Here is a 14388-nt window from a genome sequence, read left to right as displayed (position 1 = left end):
AAAGCTCAGAGGTTCATCAACAAAGCTCAGAGGTTCATCAACAAAGCTCAGAGGTTCATCAACAAAGCTCAGAGGTTCATCAACAAAGCTCAGAGCTTCGTCCGGATAACGCACCCTCCGAAAGTCGCTTAGGAACGTAGATTAAATAAAATGGAAATACTTCCATCCTGTCTCTAGCTTCCCTCTCCTTTATAAGGAGAGGGATTGAGGGTGAGGTAAGCCAGGACATAAATTGTATGTTAGACATTTCCAGAAATTAAATATGCATTACCCTGAACCCTTGTAAAGACGTAGCAGTGCTATGTTTCTACATTCTTTTTCACTCCTATGTATGTTATTTATACACACACTGGGGGTAAAAGTAGCATAGCTTCTATTAAGCAGTACGTTTTGTGTCGGGGTCTAAATAAGAGTCACAAAACTTACTTGCGTTAGCGCAGCGTTAGCGAGTCTTCTCCCAAAGGGAGACGCGAAGGCGAACGAGCGTCCTTGCGACTTGTTTTAATTCTTATTCCTTAGTTGAAAGTTAATAGTGTCTTACTCTAGCTCATACATCTGCTTATGTTTGGCTAAAAGCTCTTGATATTTCTCATTTGTCTTTGCTTGTACCCACTTGGCTTTAAATATTGCTGCTGATTCCGCTTTAACTGAATCTACTTCATAGGGAAGAATCTCTTTTTTAGAACCTGAAGTTTCCGAATTTTGTTTATACTTCCTACCGCTTTTATGATTAGCGTAACGGCGAGAGCGAGTATAACCCATTTGGATAAACTTCCGTGCCATATCCGCGCCGACAAAATCATCTTGTTCTAGATATACAAGAAAAAGCTCGTAAATTTTCTCACTCGACTCTCTAGCAATATCAGGAGTTTTGAACCGCCAGTAGGGAAGAATTTCTGATTTGTATGGTTCTACCAAAAGTACACCCTGCTCACCCTTGCCAACACGATAGAGTTCAGGATGTTGGCGAAAATCAATATTTTTAAAGTCTAAAGAATAATCAAATGGCATGATAGATTTTTACTATGAATAATAAACTGTAATAAAAAAGTTCAACTTCTATCCTAGTAAAGAGATTTTGTTCTACTATGCTATCTAGCACCGAATCTGTAAACAGTGTCCTTGCGCCAGGAAATCTGCGTAAAGTGCATCACATTGCCCTCAACGTCCAGGATATGCAAGCTTCCCGCTACTTTTATGGCACAATCCTGGGTTTGCATGAACTCATCGGTGACGAAGTACCCGCAACCCTGGTGGAACTTGTCTTATCTGGGAAAGTAGCCAACTTCATCACCCCGGATGGGACAATTTTAGATTTATTTGGGGAACCAGAATTATCCCCACCAAATCCAGATCCAGAAAAGACTTTCACTAGAGCGTACCATCTAGCCTTTGACATCGATCCGCAGTTATTCGATCGCGCGGTGACAGTGATCAGAGAAAATAAAATAGCGCTCGCATACGGCCCAGTCACTCGTCCTACTGGTAGAGGGGTATATTTTTACGATCCAGATGGGTTTATGATTGAAATTCGTTGCGATCCAGAAGCTAGTTAACTTAGGGGCGATCGCCAAACTATCTCCTATAAGCGGAAAACTCATGCAAATATTTAAAGTAATCGAAGATGCGATCGCAAAACCGCCAATTCCCCACGAACCATACAAGCAATCATTGAAAGCTTGGTCGATGTATTGTTTGCGAGACAAAGGTTTTAAAGTCGTTTATGCCCAAAAAGCCGATTTTGCCATTGAAACTAAAGGCGCAGAAAAGCTGTATTTTAAAGTTTCAAATAGCCCCGATGATTTAGATAATTCTCTTAGCTGGATAGTTTGGGATAGTGCAACCAAAAGCGCCAGTCTCATTCCCAAAAAATAGACTGATGTCAAAATAGGCATCAAATGTTTCCCTGATTTTTTAACTATTCACTCTAGGAAAGTAAAAAGTAAAAAACCCTGAGTGCAAACAATCGTACAGTTCATTACACACAGGCTAGTCTAGGAATAATATTCATAAGCAATTGCGTCACCTAAGTTTCCAAGTGTGATAATTGTTTTTTTTCCAGTAATATGCTCCCCAGAACCAGTAAAAACGTATGGAGTAATCTGAAGGCGCTTTCCTTGAGGCATTTCAAGATTTTGAAATTCTTGAAATGCTTTAATTACTCTCTGACTTCCAACAAAGTCTGCACTGGTAGGAGACATACTCTGTTGCTTATAAGCAATAGATGCCTCTCTCATACGGGAGTAATTCAGCAAAAAGATGCCTGTTGACTTCGCTGGCACAGTGCCAGGTACGCCTACATATTCAAGAGTCCCTATCGCACTTTTTTCACCTCTCATGTCTAAATATGAGTGAGGTAAATCAACCAAATTAATAAATTTGTTTTTGTACAAATTTATTAATTTGGTTTTCTTTGAAGTTTTTCTAGGGAGCCTAATACCTACTTGATTAATAACAACAGGAGATATTCCCTGATTGTATATCTCAAAAAGCAGAAATTCTTCTTTAGGACTCTGAAGTATAGCAGGTCCATTGTGAGCGCGTTTGACAACTACACTTACTTTTGTAGTATCTTTCTTTAGATTCATCCATCCAATTATTAACGCACCAGTTGAAGTAAATGCACCGATCGTCTTAATTGGATCGCTGATCAAAGCAGACCAGATTGTATTTAAGGGACTCAATATAAAATTTACAATTATTGTCATGAATTATCTCTACACTAATTTCGTCAGTAACTCATGTGTGGATTCTGACTAACTATCTTTCTTCCCCAGATAACTGCTGCACAAATATTTGATGTTCTGGTGAATTTAATCCCAACTGCAACACAGCCAATACTTGCTGCATATTGCCAGCAAGTAAATCTGACATTAACAACCACAAACCAGGAAATACTTGACTTTTGATAATTCCATCTGCGTCTACTTCTAAAGACACATATTCTTCTTGTTGTAGGCGAAACCAATCTAATTTGTTTTCAAATATTCGCCAAATAATGTATTCTTTTACCCGATTACGACCATAGACTTTTTTCTTATCATGTAAGTCAATAGCAACACTGCTAGCTGCTATCTCTATTACGAGTTCTGGCGCACCTTCGATGTAATCATCATCACTCAAACGAGATTGTCCTTGAGATGTTGGCGTTATTAATAGCACTCCATCTGGTTGCGGTTCATTGTCTCGATCTAAGCGGACTGTTGGCTCAATTCCCAATCTCACACCAGGAGTGGCAATTTGATAAGTCCACAACCAACCGATTACATGGCCATGTGGTTCAGCATGACTTTCAAAGCGTAATGGCGATGCCAGGTATACAACTCCTTCAATTAATTCTGCTTTTTGATGACGGGACATTGCTTGATAGCGCCGCTCAAATTCGTAGCGAGTGAGGCGATCGCCATTTTCTAAAGGAGGAATTTGCTGTTTGAGTGATAGGTTGGCCATGATTTTCCGCTCTGGCAAAGAGTCTTACTTTATTATGGCTTAGGAACGTGGATTAAATAAAATGCAAAACTTCATCCTGTATCTAGCTTCCCTCTCCTTTATAAGGAGAGGGATTGAGAGTGAGGTAAGCCAGGGACATAAATTGTATCTTATTTAATTCTTATTCCTTAGTGCATATTTTTCTACACAGATACTGCCCAAGCCTCATCTTGTCAATAAATCGCTAGAATCAAGTTTCTCAAACACCATTAAATGCTGTTGAGGTAACAAATTTTTAGTTTCCCGCCAAACTAAACCAACCGCTTGCATTTCTTTGCGGACTTGCTTTTGAGTCATCTTGTGCAGACCTTTAATCATGATAAAGGGATTTTCACCCCGGTACTCAACTAAAACCACTTGACCACCAGGTTTGAGTGCTTTGACAATTCCTTGCATCACTTCTTGGGGATACTCAAGTTCATGATAAGCATCCACCATCAACGCCAAATCGATACTTTCAGATGGTAAGTTGGGGTTAGTAAGGGTGGCTAAAATCGGCTTAACATTGGTGATATTTTTCTCCTTTTTTGAACAACTCAATAATTTCTAAAATTTCTGGCTGAACATCTACAGCCAAAACCTTACCTGCTGTTAATAGTGGCGCGATGCGAAAGCTTAAGTAACCTGTACCAGCGCCAATATCCGCCACCACATCGTTAGGTTTCAAGTTGAGGGCGTTGACTATTTTACTTGGCTGTTCCTCTCCCTCTCGGCTGGGACGTTCTAGCCAACCAGCGCCCGTATATCCCATTACTTTGGCAATTTCCCGCCCCATATAATATTTGCCGATACCATCTGGATTATGGATTATCCGTTGTTGGTAAACAGTGGTGGATGAAGACGCGGCTTGTGCTGTCAGGGTTGGGTTCAGCAGCGAGCAACTCAATATCACGACAAGAGTTACTATAAAGTGGAGAAAATTTGACATTTGGTTATGACTGATCTGGATAATTATAAGCAGCAACTAAAAGAATTTTATGGTAGCAGAACTACTTATGACCATGAGGAAGGTACTCGCCATCCTCTAGATGCCAAGATTCTACTTGAATTTGTGACGCTACATTCGGGACAGAAAATCCTTGATGTGGCGACTGGAACAGGTTTAGTTGCAATACCCGCATCTGAAAAAGTTGGTTCAGAGGGCTATGTGATTGGGATTGATATGACCCCTGGTATGTTGCATCAAGCAAGACTTAAGATTGCAGCAGCCAGATTACAAAACATTGAGTTGATTGAGGCAGATGCAGAAGATTTCCACTTTAGTGATAGTAGTTTTGATGTTGTCTTTTGCTGCGAGGCAATTGTACTTTTTCCTGATATCCTTGCTACTTTGCAAAAGTGGTATCGCTTCTTGAAAACAGGAGGGTATGTGGCATTTACGTGTCCTCCCGAAACTGCTTATATGGCATCTCTTCAGCAGAGTATCTGCGCTAGAGTTTTGGGTGTATCGCTATCACATATCCTTGAACCACTAGGGACTCCAGAAAAATGTCGAAATTTGCTCAATCAAGCAGGTTTTAGAGATATCGAAATTAAGATTGAGCCATCAGGACGTTATCGACCTCTTAGGGATAGCATATTATCTATGACAGCAATTAATATAAATTTTAAAGGTAATCCCCTGTTGTCAAAATTATCACAAGAACAATTAAATCAGTTGCAAGTTGAGTACAAAGGAGAAATTGAGAACCTAGCAACCGATCAAGGGATTTGGGAAGACACTACAAAGTTATTTGTTCGCGCTCGAAAATAAATTGATGAGCTTTGCTCCTGAACTGACAGCTTCGGGCGATCGCGCCTGATCAAGATTGCCGTTAAGAATAATGACAGTTTAAGCTCCTAGACCGATGTGGAAGTAAGTATTTTCAGATTAACTTGAAGCAGCCCATTAAAAAATTTGTAATCCCACCTTTGGACGCTTATATGCAAAACCTGTCCCTGATGTTAGTGCCTGTACTCGCTGCACAGAAAGCAGCAGGTGACGGTTTAATTAAACCTCTCGGTCATCATGAGCTGCTATTGGTGCTGGTGCAACTGTCACTGTTGCTTCTGGTAGCGCGGGGATTAGGTGAGTTGATGCGCCGGATTAACCTACCACCTGTTGTTGGGGAATTACTGGCGGGTGTGCTGCTTGGCCCTTCTCTATTTGGTTTGCTCCTTCCAGACTTACAGGCGCACATCTTTCCGAAAAGTCAAGAACAGTCTAATTTACTTTCGGTGATTTCTTGGTTAGGCGTGTTATTTTTACTGATCGTGACTGGCTTGGAGACGGATCTCAAGCTGATTCTTCGTAAGGGTAAAACGGCTTTGCTGATTTCACTGGGCGGAATTATTGTCCCCTTTATCACCGGATTTGGATTGGGCTGGGTACTACCAGATAGTTTTTTAGCCGACCCAGATAAGCGACTGGTATTCAGTCTGTTTATCGCCACAGCAATGAGTATTTCGGCAGTACCAGTGATTGCTAAGGTGCTGATGGACTTAAACCTGATTCGCCGTGACATAGGTCAAGTCACCTTAGCAGCTGGGATGACTGACGACACCATCGGCTGGATTTTACTTTCAGTGGTTTCAGGTTTAGCTACTAGCGGCAAGTTTGACTTTGGGACAGTTTTTCACTCCGTGAGTGCAGCAGTATTGTTTCTAGCGATCGCTTTCACAATCGGGCGTACCATCGTAGACCAGATTTTGCGGTGGGTTGATGACTACGTTGGCGGCATCTCCGCGAGTATATCGGTTGTGCTGATTCTTTCGCTCTCAGCAGCAGCACTTACCCACGCATTAGGTCTAGAAGCAGCATTAGGTGCTTTCGTGCTGGGGATTCTGGCAGGTCAATCCCGCCGCTTTAGCAATGAAGCTGGACATCTGCTAGAAGTATTCACAGCAGCCTTTCTCGCGCCAATTTTCTTTGCTTCAGCTGGCTTGAAAGTTAACTTGATAAGCCTATTAGTCCCCAAGACGTTGATATTTGGCTTGATTGTTCTCACTGTCGCCTGTGTTGGTAAATTTACAGGTGCTTATATTGGTTCTCGCGTCGGCGGCTTGAGTCATTGGGAAGGTTTAGCGATGGGTTCGGGGATGAATGCTCGCGGGGCGATGGAAATTGTGGTTGCCACGATTGGTTTATCTTTGGGAGTGCTGAATCCCCAGATGTACTCGATTATTGTCATGGTAGCGATCGTCACTTCCCTAATGGCTCCACCCCTTTTACGCTGGACTTTATCAAAAGTGGTTATCGGTGAAGAGGAAGCTCGACGTTTGGAACAAGAAGAACAAGATAGCCAGAGCTTTATCAAGCAAATCCAGCGTGTCTTAATACCGACTAGCGGTGGCCCCAACATCCAACTCGCGGCGCAACTAGTCGGTTACATGGCTCACCAAAACTCGATAGAAGTCACATCTCTATATGCCCTGAGTGACAAGCAGCCCCAAAAAAAAGCACGTCGAACGGCAACCCAGGTAAAAGACACCGCCGCCGAGGAAGCTCTGGCCTCTATCACTGAAGAAATGCAGCTACCTGCTGATACCATCCTGGAAAAAAAAACGGAGTCTGGGCGTAGTAAAGCGGAGGTAATTCTGAAGGAAGCGAACAAAAACTATGACTTGATTGTATTGGGAGCTTCTGAAAAGATACGCCAAGAGAAAGCACTGTTCAATTTGCTTGTAGACCGGGTAGTACAAGAAGCGCCTTGTGCAACGATGGTGGTGAAGTCGCACCTACCCCACCCCAAAGGCGAGATATGCAAAATCGCTCAACAACAGTTGAAAAAGATTCTGGTGCCTACAGTGGGGACAGAATATAGCAAAAATGCCGTAGAGATGGCAAGTACGATCGCTGCTCAAACAGGGGCATTAGTGATGATTGTTAACGTGATTAATTTACCACAGGTTGAATATATTCTTTACGAACAGCGATCGCTAGCTCCAGTGAAAGAAATTGCCCATGATCTACTCGAACAGCAAGCAGCAATTGGCCGCAATCTGGGTGCTGATGTCAAAACCTATATTCTTCAAGGAACCAGCCCAGAAAGGGAAATCCTTAAGTTTGCCCAAACCAATGAAGTAAACCTAATTATTATTGGGAGTAGTATCCGAATGGTTACGGGTCGCGTTTTCTTCGGTCACAGAGTGGATGCAATTTTGAGTAAAGCCCACTGCCCAGTAGCAGTAATTACTACGCCGTAGTCGTTCTCATTAGATGCAAGCTTAAGAACGTGGATTAAATAAAATACAAAACTTTATCCTATCTCTAGCTTCCCTCTCCTTATAAAGGAGAGGGATTGAGGGTGAGGTAAGCCAGGGACTTAACAATTCAAAATTCAAAACATTTTCTACGTTAAAAAACTACGTTTTTAGGCAAAACTGTACTTACCGTGAAGCCCTGTAAGTGACTGATCTTTGCAAATTAGCTAGAGCGATATTGTAATTCAAAATAGCTGCGACTCGATTACCTTCTGCTGTTGTCAGGTCATTTTCAGCATCAATCACCTCTGTTTGAGTGCCCACACCAGCTTGAAACCTTAGCCTTGCTAAATTTAGAGCTTCCCTGGCTTGATTTAAAGCCACACTAGAAGTTTGCACATTATCTAAATTCGATTGCAATTGAGAATAGTATTGTTCTACATTAAAGCGAATTTGGTCGCGCTGGCTAGCAAATTGAGTCTCTGCGATCGCAATATTAGCTTTCGATTGAGCCGCACTCGCTCTTGCTGCACCCCCATCAAATAAAGTTAGACTTCCTTGAATTCCTGCTGAATACCCATCAGTAACGCTGATGCCATCATTATACCGATCTAGCAGGTTGTAGTTTCCTGCCAAACTAATTTGCGGCCCTAGCTGTGAAAGCGCCTGTCGTCGCTGTTGCTCGGCAATATTACGTTGTGCTAAATACTGTGGCAATTCTGGACGATTTTTAAACGCTTGGATAATAGTTTCTTCCAGTGTTGGCTGCCAAATACCCGCTAATTGTACAGGATCTGCGGCAGTGATATCAACTGACTGCGACAAACTTAACAGAGTTGCAAGCTGACGACGGGCAATTCGCTGCTGTGAAATCGCATTAGTCAGGAGTTGTTGGAAATTTGCTAAATTTACCTGAGCTTGCAGCACATCGAACTGCGTACCTACTCCAGCATTTAGTCGAGCTTGAGTATCCCGCAAACTAGCCTGGGCATTATTCACAGCAGACCGATTAATTCTTACTTGTTCATCTGCTTGTTGCAAATTGTAGTATTGAGTGGTGGCATTCAACCTAATTGTCAAAGACTGAGTTTCAACATTAAATTCATCCACGCGCAGTTGTTCTTCAGCAGCTTGGATAGATGCGTCTCGATTCCCGGAGGTATAAAGGTTATAATTCAGTTGTGCTGAAGCATTGAAAGAGGTGCTGCTTTGAGATGAACTGCTGCTAAAACCCTTCCCACTGTTGGTTACACTACTGTTAATATCCAAAGTAGGAAATAAGGCAGCTTGAGACTGGCGTAAAGCTGAACGACTACGTTCTAGCTGTAATATCGCTACCTGTAAGTCTCGATTGTTGCGTTGTACTAGTTCCAAAGCCTGTGCCAAACTGATTGACACAGTTTTTTGAATCTTCACTTCCTCCGGCTTAGTCGGAAATTGCAGAGGATTAGGATTGGGGTTGAGGTAATCGGGAACCTGTACAGAGGTTGAGGAATTCTCCGGTTTTGGCGGAGTTGCTGCACTTGCTAAAGTTGGAAAAAGAACTGCGAAGCCTGAAGGCAAGGCTACCGCCAACGCAAGACTAACCCAGGTAGAATGCACAAAGAATAAGCTGAAATTCATAATTGATGTAGTCATTAATCGGGTTTCTTTGAGGATAGAATCAAAAGTTTTCATCCTGATTGACCATGACCAATAAATCATAAATCATAATTCATAATTACATTACGGACAGAGCAACTTGATTTATCACTCTTTTGACACTCCCCGCGCTGAAGCGACGGGGATTCTTAAGACTTCACAATCTTAATATCCTGATTACTCAGGTTCCCAAACTCAACACGTTTGCACAGAAGTGCGCGTTGATATATTTTGAGCGTTTAGCTGTTTAATAGCAAGTTTCGCAGAGTCCCCGCGTACTATCGACAAAGCTCTATCCCTGATAGTTTTTGCAGCGCCGATATCAGCGTGTTCGTGATATCCGCATTGTGTACAGATGAACTTTTCACCATCACGGTTAGATTTATCTATGTGTCCACAATTTCTGCATTCTTGGCTTGAGTGTTTAGGATTGATTTTAATTACGACTTTTCCTTGCTTTACAGCGAGATACTCAATCTTCAAAATCAGATCAGCCCAACTTGCATCAGAGATAGCGCGATTTAAACCCTTCTTTTTTGATTGCCCGTTCTTTAAAAATCTCCCGGTTATTTCATCAGTTTTTACCTTGCAACGTTTCAACAGACCGGAAATGTTTAAATCTTCTAAAGCAATAGCATCAACCTTTCTGGATACTATCTTGTTGGCAACATCCCACTGGTAAGCAACTCGTTTATCTGTAATTTTTTTGTGAAAATGTCCTAACTTGCTAGCTGCTTTTTTACGATTTTTACTACCCTTAACTTTTCTGCTAACTCGCCTCTGTCTAATTTTCAGAGTACGTTTAAGTTTCTTGTTGGTTGAAAACTTAGGATTATCAATTTGATACCTATCTGACAAGTGAACAAGTTTGGTTATTCCTAAGTCGCAACCAAGAATAGAATTAACTTCATTCAATGGTTTTGATAGGTAATCTTGAATGCTTTTATCTTCAATCCTAATCGAGACATACCAACCATCTTGACGCTTACGAATTGTTGTAGCCTTGATACTAAATCCTTCTGGTATTACGCGGGAATTAAAAAAACGCATCCATCCCAGCTTAGGAAGATATATTTTATTGCCTTGAACTTTCACACCCATCTGGTAAGTAAAGGATGTAAAATTACTCCGGTTTTTAAACTTAGGAAACCCTTTACCTTCTCCTGACGGAGACGCTGCGCGAACAAAAAAGTTTTTGTAAGCAGTGTCAAGGCGTTTAACGTTTTGTTGCAGCACTGTAGAGTCAATTTGACCAAACCAGGGTCTAGCTTTCTTTAACTCTGGTAATGTCGTTATTTGAATATCTCCAGCACTACGCCGTGGGTTTTTAAGTTTACCATCCTTGTCGGTAATAGCCACCTTCCAAGGTTCTCCGCTTGCCCCGTTTTTGCTAACAAAACAAGTCAGTGGACAGGCTTCTCCCTTGGTTCTGATATCACAGTAGTCACCCTGAATGAATTGCTGGTTGTATTGAGTTATTCTGTCACCTAAACTCCAGTTGTAAGTAGACCGGAGCATATCTAGCCATCCACTCATCTTAGTTGACTGAGTAAAGTTAGGACGTAGCTTGTAAACGTAGTTTGTAAGCAAATAGCATCATCCTATTTGTTTATTAGCTTATTTGATTATACAATATGTATATACAAAATACAACCAGTCATTATAGAGATATGGGAAGTTTTTCTCCAGATGAATATAGGCATGAAGGGAACGCAATATCGCTTCTTAACTATCACTTCGTTTTTATACCCAAACGCAGAAAGAAAGTGCTAGTGAACGCAATAGCGGAACGATTACAGGCGATTATCTGTGAAGTTTGCAATGAGAATAGATGGAGAATTGTTGCAATGGAGATTATGCCCGACCATGTTCACTTATTTTTAAATGTGAAACCAACAGATAACCCGTCCCAAATCATGAACAGGATTAAAGGACGGGCTTCTCATCATTTAAGAAAAGAGTTTCCAGAATTGCTTAAACTTCCAACTCTATGGACACCTAGCTATTTTGTTTCTACTGCTGGGAATATTTCTACAAAAAATGTAATAGAATATATAGCTCAACAAAGAGACTAAACCACCGAGGCGTAAACGCCTTAAGTAGCGTTCATCCCTTGCCTGTTAGCGCTTGCGTCTCCCCTTGGGAGAAGTACGGAATACGCAACTACGTTGCTGTTCCTCAAGGGTTTTCGACATTTTCCTTATAAATAAAAAATGTAGGGCGTATCGATATTTCAGAGCAAGCACATTTATGAGCTACTGTGGGGACACGGGTTTCACCAAGTTGAGCAATTGGCGTGCGTGGGGTAATAATTAGGAATTAGTAATTATTAATTATTAATTATTTTGACCTACATAGGTTTAAATTTTAAATTCTTCCTCAAAGGGTTGATCATAACAAATTAGCCGACAATCAAACCATCCTGAACTCGAATAATCCTTTGAGTTTGAGCTGCGATATCGGGTTCATGAGTGACAATCACAATTGTAATCCCTTGGTCATTAAGTTCTGTCAACAAACTCATCACCTCACGGGAAGTTTCAGTATCTAAAGCTCCTGTTGGCTCATCTGCTAAAACTAACGCCGGTCGGTTGACCAAAGCGCGAGCGATCGCTACCCGTTGCTGTTGTCCGCCAGACAGTTGACTAGGACGGTTAGCTATGCGTTCCGCTAGTCCTACCTTTTCCAAGGCTTCTAATGCCCTTTCACGGCGTTTTGGCTTGGGCAAGTTAGCGTAAACCATTGGTAACATGACGTTTTCCAGTGCTGTCGCCCGCGCCAATAAATTAAATTGTTGGAAAACAAAACCTATCCTTTGGTTGCGGATATATGCTAATTCATCATCATCAAAAGTCGTCAGGTTTCTGCCTTCAAAAATATAGTCTCCAGTTGTGGGACGATCCAGACATCCCAAAATATTCATCAGCGTGGATTTACCCGAACCTGACGCACCCATAATAGAGACATATTCCCCTTCTTTAATAGAGAGTTGAATTCCCTTTAGTATGGGAACACTAACTTCTCCCAAGTAGTAAGTTTTGGTAATAGATTCCATCCAAATCATTGTTGTCATAAGTGAGTAGTGAGTGCTGAGTAGTGAGTGCTGAGTAGTGAGTGCTGAGTGCTGAGTGCTGAGTAGTGAGTGCTGAGTAGTGAGTAGTGAGTGCTGAGTAGTGAGTGCTGAGTAGTGAGAGTTTATTTAGTGCTGGGGGCTGAGTTATTTTGATGTTTTTGTTTATGAACTGAGATGCGAAGACCGCCAATAATTTTGCCCACTTCTTCTCCTTGATTTAAAAGTTGGTTGAATTTGACTTGATCGAGGTAGCCAACATCTAGAGCTATATAAAGTTGAGAACGCAGTTCTGCACAAGATGACTTGGCTATCGAAAGAAACTGATGAAATTCTCCTAAATAACTTCTTTCAAAACCCTCGGCAATGTTAGACATGATAGACACTGCTGCCCTTTGTATTTGTCTTGATAGCCCAAAGTCTCTAGCAAACGCGCCCTGCTGAGTAACCTGATAAATATCTCTAGTAAGTATTCTTGCTTTTTGCCAAGCAATCAAATCTTCAAATCGCTCAACTTTACTCATTTTTTTACTGACTACTCAAATTTGATAATTAATAACTAAAGAACTCAGCACTCACTACTCAGCACTCTTAGGCTTAGTCGCTTCGTAAAGCGTTGATTGGATCTAATTTGGATGCGTTCCGTGCTGGAATCACCCCAGCGAGTAAGCCAACCGTTAACGAGAGTCCAAAGCCAGCAATGATCGACAATAAAGAAATTACAAAGGGAAATTTGAAAATGTTTGCAGCTACAAAGGCTAATAAAATACCAGTCAGCATGCCAATACATCCGCCGACAATGGAAATCACGATCGCTTCGGCTAAAAATTGATTAAGGATTGCCGAATTGGTGGCTCCTACTGCTTTGCGAATCCCGATTTCTCGCGTCCGCTCAACCACGGAAACTAACATAATATTGGCAATACCAATTCCACCAACTACCAGAGAAATTCCCGCGATCGCTACCACCATAACTGTAAATAAACCCACAATACTAGTGAAGGTACTAACAATATCGGCTTGATTAGTCAGCCGAAAATCATCAGCTTGGGGCGGATAAATGTTGTGACGCAGCCGCAAGAGATTGGTAACTTGAAACTGAGCGGCTTCTAACTGCTCCTGATTCGCGCCTTTGACTAAAATTCCATTTACAGAAACGCCTACCAGGGCATTGTTCCCAACCAGTCTCTTCGACATAGTGGTTAGAGGGATAAAAATCTGGTCATCTCGATCCATCGGACCTTGAGCGCCTTTAGCCTCCATCACCCCAATTACTTCATAAGCCTCTCCCTGAATCCGAATTTTCTCACCGATTGGATTTGCACCCTGTGCAAAGAGTGTTTTTTGAACTGTAGGGCCAAGAATGGCAAACTGTGCGGCAATATCTAATTCTTCTTGAGTAAAATATCTCCCTTGCTGAGGGTGAGTATTTCTGACTTCTGGGTAATTTAAATCAGTGCCATAAATGGTTGTTGAGGTGTTGTTTCCTGCATATACAACTTGGGCGCCGCGTTGGAGATAAGCAGAAACCATTTGTGCTGATGGTGCTTGTGTAGCGATCGCCTTAGCGTCTTCCCAAGTCAAGGTGCTGCTAGAACCTACTCCTTGACGGATATTCCCGCTTCTTGCTGCACCCGCCAAAATTTGGATAACATCTGTACCCAATGCTTGGATCTGTTGCTCAACCCCCTTTTGCACCCCCTGACCGATAGAAGTAATCGCAATAACTGAAGAAATCCCAATAATCACGCCCAACATAGTTAGACCTGTGCGTAATTTGTTACTCCACAGAGTCTCTGCCGCCATTGTCAAGATTTCCAGCAACGTTACTGTGCGGGTATTCTTAACTTTGTAAAAGCCCTTAAACATTTTAAACATAAGGTTTTATTTAAAACTCAATCCAGTTCAGCTAAACATTTCTTCCTTCTCTTCCTTCTCTATGAGACGCTACGCGAATGCGTCCTTCTCTAACGAGACGCTGCGCGTAGCTTGCTTCTCCATAGGAG

At 41.9% G+C, this 14388-nt stretch carries 13 protein-coding genes and 1 pseudogene; 5 read left to right on the top strand and 9 right to left on the bottom strand.

Going from position 1 to position 14388, the window contains the following annotated elements:
* Positions 1 to 537: 537 nt before the first annotated feature.
* Entirely contained in the window at positions 538 to 1011 is a 474-nt protein-coding gene (locus V7K15_RS25225; RefSeq protein WP_334909956.1) for a DUF4385 domain-containing protein, read from the bottom strand.
* A gap of 77 nt (positions 1012 to 1088) precedes the next feature.
* Between V7K15_RS25225 and V7K15_RS25220 the strand changes: the two genes are divergently transcribed.
* Positions 1089 to 1556, top strand: coding sequence for a VOC family protein (locus tag V7K15_RS25220; protein ID WP_334909954.1), 468 nt, complete (start codon positions 1089 to 1091; stop codon positions 1554 to 1556).
* 43 nt (positions 1557 to 1599) lie between these two features.
* On the top strand, positions 1600 to 1875 hold the full coding sequence (locus V7K15_RS25215) for a hypothetical protein (RefSeq protein ID WP_334909952.1): 276 nt from the start codon (positions 1600 to 1602) through the stop codon (positions 1873 to 1875).
* Between the two features lie 119 nt (positions 1876 to 1994).
* Here the strand turns inward: V7K15_RS25215 and V7K15_RS25210 are convergent, their stop codons facing one another.
* The 3 genes and pseudogenes from V7K15_RS25210 to V7K15_RS25200 form a co-directional block, all read right to left on the bottom strand.
* Positions 1995 to 2708: a hypothetical protein gene (locus V7K15_RS25210; RefSeq protein WP_334909950.1), complete on the bottom strand. Its 714-nt coding sequence runs from the start codon at positions 2706 to 2708 to the stop codon at positions 1995 to 1997.
* A 52-nt stretch (positions 2709 to 2760) separates the two neighbouring features.
* Complete coding sequence (locus tag V7K15_RS25205; RefSeq protein ID WP_334909948.1) at positions 2761 to 3450, bottom strand: Uma2 family endonuclease; 690 nt, start codon at positions 3448 to 3450, stop codon at positions 2761 to 2763.
* Between the two features lie 204 nt (positions 3451 to 3654).
* Positions 3655 to 4417 (bottom strand): annotated as a pseudogene (locus V7K15_RS25200) (class I SAM-dependent methyltransferase).
* Positions 4418 to 4423: 6 nt separating this feature from the next.
* Here V7K15_RS25200 and V7K15_RS25195 point away from each other — a divergent pair.
* Together V7K15_RS25195 and V7K15_RS25190 are read left to right on the top strand one after the other, a co-directional pair.
* Positions 4424 to 5242 carry a class I SAM-dependent methyltransferase gene (locus tag V7K15_RS25195; RefSeq protein ID WP_334909946.1) on the top strand — a complete coding sequence of 273 codons (819 nt, stop codon included), beginning with the start codon at positions 4424 to 4426 and terminating at the stop codon, positions 5240 to 5242.
* A gap of 170 nt (positions 5243 to 5412) precedes the next feature.
* The gene (locus V7K15_RS25190; protein ID WP_334909944.1) at positions 5413 to 7674 is read left to right on the top strand and encodes a cation:proton antiporter domain-containing protein; all 2262 of its coding nucleotides are present in this window, start codon (positions 5413 to 5415) and stop codon (positions 7672 to 7674) included.
* 183 nt (positions 7675 to 7857) lie between these two features.
* On the opposite strand, the gene V7K15_RS25185 is transcribed toward V7K15_RS25190, so the two are convergent.
* Both V7K15_RS25185 and V7K15_RS25180 read right to left on the bottom strand, forming a co-directional pair.
* Positions 7858 to 9294, bottom strand: a complete 1437-nt coding sequence (locus tag V7K15_RS25185) for a TolC family protein (RefSeq protein ID WP_334909963.1) — start codon at positions 9292 to 9294, stop codon at positions 7858 to 7860.
* A 213-nt stretch (positions 9295 to 9507) separates the two neighbouring features.
* Complete coding sequence (locus V7K15_RS25180; RefSeq protein ID WP_334909942.1) at positions 9508 to 10902, bottom strand: RNA-guided endonuclease InsQ/TnpB family protein; 1395 nt, start codon at positions 10900 to 10902, stop codon at positions 9508 to 9510.
* An 80-nt stretch (positions 10903 to 10982) separates the two neighbouring features.
* Between V7K15_RS25180 and tnpA the strand changes: the two genes are divergently transcribed.
* The gene (gene tnpA, locus V7K15_RS25175; protein ID WP_334909940.1) at positions 10983 to 11387 is read left to right on the top strand and encodes an IS200/IS605 family transposase; all 405 of its coding nucleotides are present in this window, start codon (positions 10983 to 10985) and stop codon (positions 11385 to 11387) included.
* A gap of 326 nt (positions 11388 to 11713) precedes the next feature.
* Here tnpA and V7K15_RS25170 read toward each other — a convergent pair whose 3' ends face one another.
* The 3 genes from V7K15_RS25170 to V7K15_RS25160 form a co-directional block, all read right to left on the bottom strand.
* Entirely contained in the window at positions 11714 to 12385 is a 672-nt protein-coding gene (locus V7K15_RS25170) for an ABC transporter ATP-binding protein (RefSeq protein ID WP_334909938.1), read from the bottom strand.
* A 122-nt stretch (positions 12386 to 12507) separates the two neighbouring features.
* Positions 12508 to 12906 carry a four helix bundle protein gene (locus tag V7K15_RS25165; protein ID WP_334909936.1) on the bottom strand — a complete coding sequence of 133 codons (399 nt, stop codon included), beginning with the start codon at positions 12904 to 12906 and terminating at the stop codon, positions 12508 to 12510.
* Positions 12907 to 12979: 73 nt separating this feature from the next.
* Entirely contained in the window at positions 12980 to 14251 is a 1272-nt protein-coding gene (locus V7K15_RS25160) for an ABC transporter permease (protein WP_334909962.1), read from the bottom strand.
* Positions 14252 to 14388 lie beyond the last annotated feature (137 nt).

This window comes from Nostoc sp., from assembly GCF_036919815.1.
Taxonomy (GTDB): domain Bacteria; phylum Cyanobacteriota; class Cyanobacteriia; order Cyanobacteriales; family Nostocaceae; genus Nostoc.
The sequence above is the reverse complement of the archived record's forward strand: the minus strand, read 5'-3'. Positions and strand labels throughout refer to the sequence as shown.

What these genes read in the sequence shown, in the direction of transcription:
- V7K15_RS25165 (WP_334909936.1), bottom strand. Translation starts at nt 12,906, where the DNA reads ATGAGTAAAGTTGAGCGATTTGAAGATTTGATTGCTTGGCAAAAAGCA.
- V7K15_RS25160 (WP_334909962.1), bottom strand. Translation starts at nt 14,251, where the DNA reads ATGTTTAAGGGCTTTTACAAAGTTAAGAATACCCGCACAGTAACGTTG.
- V7K15_RS25170 (WP_334909938.1), bottom strand. Translation starts at nt 12,385, where the DNA reads ATGACAACAATGATTTGGATGGAATCTATTACCAAAACTTACTACTTG.
- V7K15_RS25220 (WP_334909954.1), top strand. Translation starts at nt 1,089, where the DNA reads ATGCTATCTAGCACCGAATCTGTAAACAGTGTCCTTGCGCCAGGAAAT.
- V7K15_RS25215 (WP_334909952.1), top strand. Translation starts at nt 1,600, where the DNA reads ATGCAAATATTTAAAGTAATCGAAGATGCGATCGCAAAACCGCCAATT.
- V7K15_RS25210 (WP_334909950.1), bottom strand. Translation starts at nt 2,708, where the DNA reads ATGACAATAATTGTAAATTTTATATTGAGTCCCTTAAATACAATCTGG.
- V7K15_RS25225 (WP_334909956.1), bottom strand. Translation starts at nt 1,011, where the DNA reads ATGCCATTTGATTATTCTTTAGACTTTAAAAATATTGATTTTCGCCAA.
- V7K15_RS25190 (WP_334909944.1), top strand. Translation starts at nt 5,413, where the DNA reads ATGCAAAACCTGTCCCTGATGTTAGTGCCTGTACTCGCTGCACAGAAA.
- V7K15_RS25195 (WP_334909946.1), top strand. Translation starts at nt 4,424, where the DNA reads ATGACTGATCTGGATAATTATAAGCAGCAACTAAAAGAATTTTATGGT.
- V7K15_RS25185 (WP_334909963.1), bottom strand. Translation starts at nt 9,294, where the DNA reads ATGAATTTCAGCTTATTCTTTGTGCATTCTACCTGGGTTAGTCTTGCG.
- V7K15_RS25205 (WP_334909948.1), bottom strand. Translation starts at nt 3,450, where the DNA reads ATGGCCAACCTATCACTCAAACAGCAAATTCCTCCTTTAGAAAATGGC.
- tnpA (WP_334909940.1), top strand. Translation starts at nt 10,983, where the DNA reads ATGGGAAGTTTTTCTCCAGATGAATATAGGCATGAAGGGAACGCAATA.